The sequence below is a fragment of the Arenicella xantha genome (assembly GCF_003315245.1).
Taxonomy (GTDB): domain Bacteria; phylum Pseudomonadota; class Gammaproteobacteria; order Arenicellales; family Arenicellaceae; genus Arenicella; species Arenicella xantha.
In genome coordinates, this window is sequence record NZ_QNRT01000001.1 from 952,890 (window position 1) to 963,357 (window position 10,468).

The 10,468-nt window shown below is 48.1% G+C and carries 9 protein-coding genes and 1 pseudogene; 6 read left to right on the forward strand and 4 right to left on the reverse strand.

Annotated features, from left to right (window positions below):
* Positions 1-227: 227 nt before the first annotated feature.
* From rpoH to DFR28_RS04035, 4 genes are all read left to right on the forward strand, one after another.
* Positions 228-1,085: an RNA polymerase sigma factor RpoH gene (gene rpoH, locus DFR28_RS04020; RefSeq protein WP_113952993.1), complete on the forward strand. Its 858-nt coding sequence runs from the start codon at positions 228-230 to the stop codon at positions 1,083-1,085.
* Between the two features lie 110 nt (positions 1,086-1,195).
* On the forward strand, positions 1,196-2,548 hold the full coding sequence (gene gor / locus DFR28_RS04025) for a glutathione-disulfide reductase (protein ID WP_113952994.1): 1,353 nt from the start codon (positions 1,196-1,198) through the stop codon (positions 2,546-2,548).
* Between the two features lie 5 nt (positions 2,549-2,553).
* A complete protein-coding gene (locus DFR28_RS04030) occupies positions 2,554-2,784 on the forward strand; it encodes a hypothetical protein (protein ID WP_113952995.1) in 231 nt (76 codons plus the stop codon).
* Positions 2,771-3,373 (forward strand): uracil-DNA glycosylase family protein, encoded by a 603-nt coding sequence (locus DFR28_RS04035; RefSeq protein ID WP_211316849.1) that lies wholly within the window; start codon positions 2,771-2,773, stop codon positions 3,371-3,373. The genes DFR28_RS04030 and DFR28_RS04035 overlap by 14 nt, the downstream gene beginning before the upstream one ends.
* A gap of 20 nt (positions 3,374-3,393) precedes the next feature.
* Here DFR28_RS04035 and DFR28_RS04040 read toward each other — a convergent pair whose 3' ends face one another.
* A complete protein-coding gene (locus DFR28_RS04040; RefSeq protein WP_113953411.1) occupies positions 3,394-5,550 on the reverse strand; it encodes a S9 family peptidase in 2,157 nt (718 codons plus the stop codon).
* A 161-nt stretch (positions 5,551-5,711) separates the two neighbouring features.
* Between DFR28_RS04040 and DFR28_RS04045 the strand changes: the two genes are divergently transcribed.
* Positions 5,712-6,893: a PrnB family protein gene (locus DFR28_RS04045; RefSeq protein WP_113952996.1), complete on the forward strand. Its 1,182-nt coding sequence runs from the start codon at positions 5,712-5,714 to the stop codon at positions 6,891-6,893.
* Positions 6,886-8,001, forward strand: coding sequence for an aminotransferase class V-fold PLP-dependent enzyme (locus tag DFR28_RS04050; protein ID WP_113952997.1), 1,116 nt, complete (start codon positions 6,886-6,888; stop codon positions 7,999-8,001). Before DFR28_RS04045 ends, DFR28_RS04050 begins: the two co-directional genes overlap by 8 nt.
* 85 nt (positions 8,002-8,086) lie before the next feature.
* Here DFR28_RS04050 and DFR28_RS04055 read toward each other — a convergent pair whose 3' ends face one another.
* The 3 genes and pseudogenes from DFR28_RS04055 to DFR28_RS04065 form a co-directional block, all read right to left on the reverse strand.
* Complete coding sequence (locus DFR28_RS04055; protein ID WP_113952998.1) at positions 8,087-8,587, reverse strand: hypothetical protein; 501 nt, start codon at positions 8,585-8,587, stop codon at positions 8,087-8,089.
* Between the two features lie 377 nt (positions 8,588-8,964).
* Positions 8,965-9,825 (reverse strand): transposase, encoded by an 861-nt coding sequence (locus DFR28_RS04060; protein WP_113952999.1) that lies wholly within the window; start codon positions 9,823-9,825, stop codon positions 8,965-8,967.
* Positions 9,826-9,872: 47 nt separating this feature from the next.
* A pseudogene (locus DFR28_RS04065) lies at positions 9,873-10,433 on the reverse strand (transposase); the annotation flags it as partial.
* Positions 10,434-10,468 lie beyond the last annotated feature (35 nt).

Genomic DNA, 10,468 nt, shown 5'->3' on the forward strand with positions numbered 1-10,468 from the left:
GTGCGATACACTGATTAATGTAAGCATTTGACTTGAAAAGCGGTCTGATATCCCTAAGAAGAACGTTAAAAGATGCTTTAATAACTTTTAGTTATTAAAGTTTTTGCTTTTGACAGAAATTTAATTTATTAGCACTCAGATTGCCCGAGTGCTAAAATCTTAGCTAATACGGCATCTAATGCTAGATAGCCGCTAAGAGTAACTCGTAAGAGTTTAGGAGAATTTACATGACAACAACCAATATTGCAGTTAATCCTGTTTCATTACCTCAGGACACCAACTTAGCCGGCTTTTTAAAAGTAGCTAATAGTGCACCGGTGTTGTCGGCTGAAACAGAAGCTCAACTGGCCCGTCGTTTCCGCGACGAGGAAGATGTTGATGCAGCTCGCCAACTTGTTGTATCGCAACTACGGAACGTGATCCACGTTGCTAAGAGCTTTACAGGTTATGGTTTACCTGTCGCTGATTTGATCCAAGAGGGGAATATCGGCCTAATGAAGGCGGTTAAGAACTTTGACCCTGAGCGCGGCATTCGCCTAGTTTCATACGCAGTACATTGGATCAAAGCTGAAATCTATGAGTACGTGCTCAAGAACTGGAAGATTGTGAAAGTAGCCACTACCAAGGCCCAACGCAAACTCTTTTTCAACTTACGTAAGTCACGTAAGTCGCTGAGCGCAATGACTGAACAAGAAACTCAAGATTTAGCAAGTCGCTTAGACGTGCCGGTGAAAACAGTGCGCGATATGGAAATACGCTTAACGTCGACCGATGTTGCATTTGATGGCAACGACAGTGACGATGATGAGTTCACTACCAGCCCATCGGCCTATTTGCCAGACATGCGCTACAACCCAGAAGAGTTGGCCATGAAAACTGAAAACAGTGACAATAACCGCGAGTCGCTGTACGCCGCAATCGAAGATCTAGACGATCGCAGTAAGGATATCTTACAGCGTCGCTGGTTGAGCGATCAAAAGGCGACATTGCATGAACTTGCTGCCGAGTACAATGTCTCAGCGGAACGCATTCGTCAGATCGAAAAACGCGCGATGCAAAAAATGAAAGGTCACATCGCTGCGTAAGGTCTAATACCATAAGGCATTACTGAGCAAACTAGGCTCTTTCGCAAGAAAGAGCCTTTTTTATAGCGTGTGGATAGACATGCGGAACCAAAAATACAATAGGAACAACAATGAGCAAATACGATTTAGTAGTAATTGGCGGTGGATCTGGCGGAGTCAGAGCGGCTCGTATCGCAGCAGGACATGGCGCGAAAGTCGCAATTTGTGAAGAGTTTCGGTATGGCGGCACCTGCGTAATCCGCGGCTGCGTACCAAAAAAACTGATGGTCTACGCAGCTCACTACCACGAAGATTTCAACGATAGCGCGCATTATGGTTGGAGCACGAAAATCGAAGGTTTTGACTGGTCTACGCTGATCAGTAATAAAGACACCGAAATTGACCGACTCAATAAGATATACGAAAAGTTATTGGAGAAAGCCGGCGTTGAAATACTCTATGGCACAGCGAGCTTGGTTGACCAACACACGGTTCAGATTGGCGATCAAAAATTAGAAGCCGAAAAGATATTGATCGCGACTGGCGGAGCCCCGTATTTACCCGAGATATCGGGCATTGAGCATGCTATTACCTCCAACGAAGTGTTCCACCTAGAACAGCAACCAAAATCAGCAGTCGTAGTTGGCGGTGGATATATTGCAGTCGAATTCGCCGGCATCTTTAACGGCCTCGGTATCGACACATCGCTGGTCTATCGCGGCACGCAGATTTTACGTGGCTTCGACCACAGCGTGCGTGATCACTTGGCTAAAGAGTTGCAGAAAAAAGGCATTAATTTGATGCTGAGCAACAACATTAAGTCCATCGAACTTGCCGCTGACGGCAGTAAACTTGTGAGCTTTATCGATGGCACGTCGAAAAACGTTGATTGCGTTTTGTATGCAACCGGCCGTACCCCAAATACCGCCAGCCTGAACCTCGGCAACGCCGGTGTGGAAATTGGCTTACGCGGTGAAATTATTGTCGACGAACATTCCAAAACCAACGTCGACACAATCTACGCAGTAGGCGATGTGACAGACCGCATCGCTCTGACGCCGGTTGCCACCATGGAAGGGCATGCTTTTGCCGATACCGTATTTGGCAATAAACCGCGCCTCGCTGATCATACTTATGTGCCTTCGGCGGTGTTCTCACAACCACCAATCGGCTCAGTCGGATTTAGCGAAGAACACGCGCGAGAAATGTTCGCCAACATCGACACCTACACCTCAGAATTCAGGTCGTTAAAACACACCTTGACCGACAATCAAGAACGCATTCTAATGAAGCTAATTGTTGACGCCGATACCGATGCGGTTGTCGGTGCCCATATGGTTGGCCCGGAAGCCGCTGAAGTTATGCAAGGCATCGCTATCGCCGTTAAAGCTGGCGCCAAGAAAGCCGACTTTGATTCTACGGTCGGCATTCATCCGAGCACCGCTGAAGAGTTTTGTACCATGCGCGTTAAGGATCCAGAGTAGGCAACATGCGATACAAAGAAGGCGAAATACCACCTGAAATGATGGCAGTTAATGCCAGTAACGACATGCTTTTGCTGACCTCTGTATTGGGCGTCTTAATTGGCATTGCACTCACCATCATGGGTCGCAAAGGCAAACAAATGTGGATGTATGTATGGGGCATCGGCCTAGTAATCTGTAGCATTTACTTGGGCGTATCGATTGGTTTTGGTTGGAATCTGTTTGGTAAGTTCTGACCCACTCGCACGGCTGGTTGATCAGATTCGCGCTTGTACCGCCTGCGAATCTGATTGGTCACATTCAGCGCGACCAATCATTCAAGTCGACGCCAAGGCCAGCATACTCATCGCCGGGCAGGCACCTGGCAGTGCTGTACACGCTTCAGGCATCCCGTTCGACGACCCTAGTGGCGAACGCCTACGCGACTGGATGGGCATAGATCGAGACACATTCTATAACCCACGCCATGTCGCTATTGTACCGATGGCCTTTTGCTATCCCGGCAGAGGCAAAACCGGTGACTTAGCACCGCCTAAACGCTGCGCTGACAAGTGGCGCGAAGCACTGCTAGATAAGCTAGGCAACATTCAACTCACTTTACTAATTGGTCAATACGCTCAACACTGGCATCTACCTGCTAGCAAAAACCAGTCGCTCACCGATACCGTGCGACAATGGCGTTCACAACCGAACGGCATTATGCCACTGCCGCATCCGAGCCCCAGAAACAATATTTGGTTGGCAAAAAACCCTTGGTTTACCGCGGACGTGCTCCCTACACTGCAATCGCGAGTACAGTTCGCACTATCGTCCAACCGCCGTTAAACGAATGGCCTAGCACTGGCTTATTCAGTGATACCGTGCGCCAAAAACATAAACGCATACTCCTCAGCGTAATCTTTTAATCGCCCGTATCGACCACTGTTAGAGAAGTGACCTGCGCCCATATTAATGCGCATAACTAACAGATTATCATCCGTTTTTAATTCACGCATGCGCGCGGTCCACTTAGCGGGCTCCCAATACGTTACGCGTGGATCATTCAGTCCACCACTAACAAACATCGGCGGGTATTCAACTTCAGCGATGTTGTCATACGGTGAATAGCTTGCGATTAAGTCGTAATCCTCTACGCTCTCGATAGGATTGCCCCACTCTTTCCACTCAGGCGGAGTCAATGGTAGCGTGGCATCTAACATAGTGTTCAGCACATCCACGAACGGTACACCAAGGTTAACCGAACGCCATAATTCAGGTGCTTGAATAGTAACTGCGCCCATCAGTTCGCCACCTGCGCTGCGCCCCGACGCCGATATATTCCCGGCCGAGGTGTAACCCGCGGCTATTAATCCTCGTGCGACATCGACAAAGTCATTAAAGGTATTAGCGCGATGCTCCAGCTTGCCGTCTAAATACCAGTTGTAGCCCATCATCGAACCGCCGCGCACATGCGCTATGGCATACACAAAGCCACGATCTAATGCACTAAGTCGACCGGTTGAGAAATTTGGCGTAATCGTGGCCGAATAGGCACCATAACCATACAACCACATAGGCTGAGAACCATCTTTCTTAAGCCCTTTCTTGTACACCAACGAGACCGGCACTTGCGCGCCATCACGTGCAGTAATCATCACACGCTCAGTCTCGTACATCGACTTATCGTAGCCCGATGGGATTTTCTGCACCTTACGGCTAGTTAACGTATTAGCCTTAAGGTCATAGTCAAATACCGTCTCCGGCGTAATCATCGACTCATAATTAATGCGTAAATGCGACTGTTTAAACTCTGGGTTAACACCGATGGAGGCCGCAAATACTGTCTCTGGAAACCGCACCTCGGTATGACCGCCGCTATAGCCCTGTACGTGAATTTTCTCTAAGCCCAAATCACGCGACTTAATCGCCATAAAGTCGTTAAACGTCTGAATGCTCAATAGGTATACGTCGTCGCTGCCCTCTTGCAACGTCTGCCAATTAACATGTGCGGGCGCGGTGTCGCTCACTTTAGCAAGTCGAAAATTCTTATGCGTATCGTTGGCCAATATGTAGAAGTAACCATGCGCATGATCTACTGAATGCGTGAAACCAGCCTCGCGCGACACCATTAGCAGCGGATCAGATGAAAGGTCCGCCGGCAGTACATAGGTTTCTTGCACTTCGCCTTGCGACGACGCAATTATCATAAACTCCTTGCTGCTAGTCTTTCCGAAGTCGATAAAAAAGCCATCATCTTGCTCATGGTACAAAGTTGTATCAGCATTTTGTGGCGTACCGATTTTGTGTACCTTAATGTTCTTGGCTAACCACTTATCTTGCTCCAGCAACGCATAAACTAACGAATTTCCATCGGCACTAAATGTGATTCCACCTTGTACATCTTCAAGCGTATCATCAAGATAATTGCCAGTTTGTAGGTCCTTGACCCGCACCTGATATCGTTCGTCACCAGCGGTATCAAAAGAGTACGCCAAATAACGGTTATTCGGACTGATCTCCCAGCCACCAAGCACAAAGTAATCATGCCCCTCGGCCAGTGCCGTCTCATCAAGGAAAACCGCTTCCTCACCAGTCTCTAGGTGCTTGCGGCTACGCGTACGATATTCCTCGCCCGGTCGGTAGAACCATTGATATTCATAGCCATTATCAACATACGGAACCGAGGTTTCTTGTTCGTCAGTACGCCCCTTGAACTCTTCAAATACGGTGTTAACCAATCCCCTATGTGGCTCTAAAAAAGTCTGGTAGTACGCATTCTCAGCATTCAAATAGTCCAATATCGGCGCGTCGTTCACTTCGGGATAATCTTCATCCTTAAGCCAATGATAATGGTCGGTCAACGTGCGGCCATGATATTCGGCTTCAAACGGAACTTGAGGCGCTTGTGGCGCTTCCTCAGATAGTTGCTTTAAACGGTCAAATTCGGGCATATCAGTATTTTCAGTCGTGGCACATGCCGCTAAACCGAGCATCGGGAGCAGCAATAGTTTAGTTAAGTGCATGGTCATTAAAGTTAGAGTTATTAGATTCCTACAGAATACCTTATGCCGGTGAATGATAGCGCTAAAATTAGCGTTGCTGAACCTCAGCCCTTGGACAAATGAGCTGTCAGTCAGCGAAACGCCTGCTATTATGCGCGCAGACACTCACCGATGGGTAGACCATGCGCACACCAAATTCTCGACACTTTGATCACTGGATTAGACAAGACTTCAAACACATCAACACAGAATTAGAGCTCGCTTACCGTGAGGCTGGCTGCAAGGACTCAGTCACTGATGTTGGTGACGCGCTAAAGCAACAATTGCTGCGCGAAGGCAATCAACATATCACCGCGCTACTGCGTGAAGGCAATACCGACGAAGGCTTCGACAATGGCTTTGACCTACTCGGCAATGTTGGTTTTTTTATGGCAGCCTGCCGACGTCACGACCTGACCGAGCCGTCACGCGAACATAAATCACCATTAACTGATGCGTCTGCGTTAGCCATGCAACTTGGTGCGTCCTTAGGCGTTATACCGCGTTTCGCGTCAGCGCATCTAGAAACACATAACCGCGCCATTAATGGCGAGTATAAGTCATTCACTAACTTGCCTGACGAGCACTTGTTTTTAGAGTACAACACTCGTGGTGTGTTTGCCTTTATTCGCGCCTCTGAAGCGTTACTGCATTGCCTACCATTAGGCGTGTCACACCCAGTTACCCACGACTTACTGGTAGCCGCTCAGCATGACCTGAAAACAGTAATCAGCAACAATAATGCGCTATTTGAAAAGCTCGACATCGACCAATTCTTTTATTGTGTACGACCATACTATAAAACCCATCGAGTAGGCTTACACGAATACCGCGGGGCTAACGCCGGTGACTTTGCCGGCATCAATGTGATCGATCTTTTACTGGGGTTATGTCGGGCCGACGACCCTTACTACTCCCAATTGCTGGTGGATAAATTTCTCTTTATGCGGCCAGACGATCAACTCGCACTACGTGACTGTATGCGTCGTAAAAGCTTGCTAGATGGATTTCTCGAGGTAGACGACAATGCCACTCAAGACGACTGGTTTCAACGTAACGCCGAAGCGTTCCTGCAAGTCTGTGAACTACACGGCCAAACAGCGCTGCAGCACCATGAACTACTGATTAAAAAGTTTATCGAGCTACCAGCCGCACGTGACGGCCTTGAAAAACAGTCGGATCTAACGGCTAGCGGCCCTCCGCTCGACGTCATGCTAAAAGGCCTAAAAAAACTATGCGATTTACGCACGGCAGCCAACGTTGAAGGCTTATCGACTCGATTCAATGACCTACAAAAACTTCGTTCGGTGGTAAAACATGGCTAGCTCAACAAACCACGCTGGTCTATTCACACCAAGCAACGGTATTTACCTACTGGCTCATTCAATAGGCAAAATGCCAATCACCACAGTCGAACATTGCCAGACCCAATTTTTTGCTCCATGGCAATCCGGTCAAGAAGACATATGGCCGCAATGGTTAACTCAAATCGAGAGGTTCAAGCAGGCCCTCGCGAATTTGTTCAATGCATCAGCAGATGAGTTTTGTCCGCAGTCAAACGTTTCCAGCGGCTTGAATAAAGTCATCACCAGTTTGCCCACAAAACCTGGCCGCAACACGATTGTGATGAACGCGAACGATTTTCCATCGGCTGGGTTTGTGCTGCAACAAGCTGAACACTTGGGCTATAAAGTCAAAGTTATCGACAAACATGCTAACCCGCTCGACCTAGAAACTTGGCGCAACGCCATTACCGACGACGTACACTCGGTGTTTATTACTCACGTGCATTACAACACCAATACGCAAGTTGACGTCGAGGCGATTAGCCAGCTTGCGCGAAGTCGCGGCGCGCTTTCAATTGTCGATGTTGCACAATCAGCTGGCATCGTACCCATTGATCTAGCACAGTGGCATGCGGATATCGTGGTCGGGTCATGCATTAAATGGCTGTGCGGCGGACCCGGTGCCGGATACCTCTGGGTCGATCAAAACCTAATTACACAACTCAAGCCGCATGACCTTGGCTGGTTCTCACATAAGGATCCTTTCGAGTTCGATATCAATCATTTTGAATACGCCGACAACAGCAATCGTTTCTGGGGCGGCACACCATCGGTTATGCCCTACATAGCGGCAACTCACAGTATAGAACTACTCACAAAGATTGGCATCGAAACCATTCGCCAGCACAACGTTGTATTAAGACAATTGCTTATCGACCAACTACCGAGCGAACAACTGGTCTCGCCCAGTAACCCGCAACACTGCGGCGGCACACTGGTGATCAAACCAAACCAGCAAAGCAGTTTCGTATCCAATATGCAAAAGGCTGATATCCTGTTTGACGAACGCGAGCATGGTGTGCGGTTGTCACCGCATATTTATACCAACAGGGAAGACATTGAACAGGTCTTGAATTGCCTGTCGTAGGCGCTTCGTTTAACGTCTCATTTACAGTGTCCGTTAAACTATGACAGCTTCACTCTGACCCACTTCACTTGTTTTTCTACTGGCGTCATCGTCGACGAGGTATACACAAAACGTAGAATCGAGAGTTTAGTTTAGTTAAGAAATCAGAGGACAAAACTCCGCTTAGAGGCCCATCATTTATAGTAACGTAGAAACCAAGGCCAGAGCTATAAGCAAAAAACACTGCTTCGGAACGGTCAAATCGCTCCAGAGTTTTCGTTTGGTCTGATGGATCCTCGCTGAGTGGATTTATTAGGTTTGCTCTCGAAAACCGTGATCTAAATCCAATTTTTGTCCAATCAACCGGCACCTTAATCCTGGACCTCCCTGGCGATACTCCTACTGTGTGGCGAAGTAAACTCTCGTCGATTCTCCCATCATTCCAAAAATCATCCACCCAAGAGATAGCGTACTCTTGAACTTCTTTCTTACTACCCAACTCTGTTACATCTTCACAACTTAAAAATTCACTTTTAGCACTCATAAAACTAGTTGCTGCAAATACTAAAACGACTCCCAAACACGTATAAATAGATAACTTTTTCATACCTCTTAACCTCTTGACTCTTCATAAGCCTGACGACAGTCTTCGGCTTCTATTTCGTCCTGTAGCCTATCAGACTCAACCTGTAAATCCGCGTACCTTTGATCTAGGTCACTAAACAGCCTAATGTCTTAACGTGCCTGCCCTGTATTTTTGCCTGCAAACTCCAGTCTAAGTGGTCTCGCCATCGTTGCGCTCCCTTATTACTTATCTAAATAAAATTGTCTTCGATCTGTTAACTCAAACTAACGAGCAAACCTGCAAAAAGCAAGACCTGACCCCCTTCACTTGGATGCGTATGCATCAAGGGCGGCAGTAATGCTTTGCCTAAATCCAGATGGGTGACTGTTGCGGGTAGTTTTACCCAGGGGTCTGTGGGGTCAGGTCTTGCATTTTGCACGCCGGATTACCCGACTTACGGTCGAATAATGTACACCAAAATAGCTACCGATGTCCTTCAAGGTATACCCGCCACTTTTGTAAGCTAGCACCATTGCATCAGCCCGATTCCCCGCAAGCGTCTCATATTGATGCAGTGTTTTAGGTACACCGCGCCGCTGTGAGCTAGGTATTTCAGAAAGGTCTTTGTCCCCATCAATTAATGCGTCGAGTCGTGAAATAAACTCCTCGCCGCCAAGATAGACTTGGTTTTTGAGGCCACACCATGGGGATGGCTGGGCCTTACCCTCGACTACAAAACGTTTATAGCGGTTAATAGCCTGGCGTTTGGTCGCACCGAAGCCCGCCAACAACCATTCTGAGTTCAGCCAGTTATCGCTGCCAATTAACCCGACCGTCGCTCGGTAACTGCTCCATCGCCACTCCTGAGCCGAACTTACCATATGCGCTCGAACTGGATTTAAAACGATGTAACGCGATAGCTCAAGCAAGTACGACTCCTTTTCAACATGTATGGCTTTATAGCGACCCTGAAACACATGACCCACTCGGTGGTGGCGATAATTGTAACTTTGGGTATACACCCCATTCAGCTGGCGCATACCTTGCGAAAGATTAGCATCGGGCGTTTCTATCAACAAATGGTAGTGATTACTCATCAAACAATACGCATGGCAAACCCAGTTATAGCCAACACACACTTCTCCGAGAAGATCGAGAAACTGCCGCCGATCCACATCATCGTCGTAAATGTCCTCACGTCGGTCGCCGCGCGAAGTAACATGGTATAGAGCTCCTGCAAACTCCAGTCTAAGCAAGGTCTGTGGGGTCGGGTCTTGCATTTTGCACGCCGGATTACCCGACTTACGGTCGAATAATGTACACCAAAATAGCTACCGATTTCCTTCAAGGTATACCCGCCACTTTTGTAGGCTAGCACCATTGCATCAGCTCGATTCCCCGCAAGCGTCTCATATTGACTCAGTGTTTTAGGTACACCGCGCCGCTGTGAGCTAGGTATTTCAGAAAGGTCTTTGTCCCCATCAATTAATGCGTCGAGTCGTGAAATAAACTCCTCGCCGCCAAGGTAGACTTGGTTTTTGAGGCCACACCATGGGGATGGCTGGGCCTTACCCTCGGCTACAAAACGTTTATAGCGGTTAATAGCCTGCCGTTTGGTCGCACCGAAGCCCGCCAACAACCATTCTGAGTTCAGCCAGTTATCGCTGCCAATTAACCCGACCGTCGCTCGGTAACTGCTCCATCGCCACTCCTGAGCCGAACTTACCATATGCGCTCGAACTGGATTTAAAACGATGTAACGCGATAGCTCAAGCAAGTACGACTCCTTTTCAACGTGTATTGCTTTATAGCGACCCTGAAACACATGACCCACTCGATGGTGGCGATAGTTGTAACTTTGGGTATACACCCCATTCAGCTGGCGCATTCCTCGCGAAAGATTAGCATCGGGCGTTTCTATCA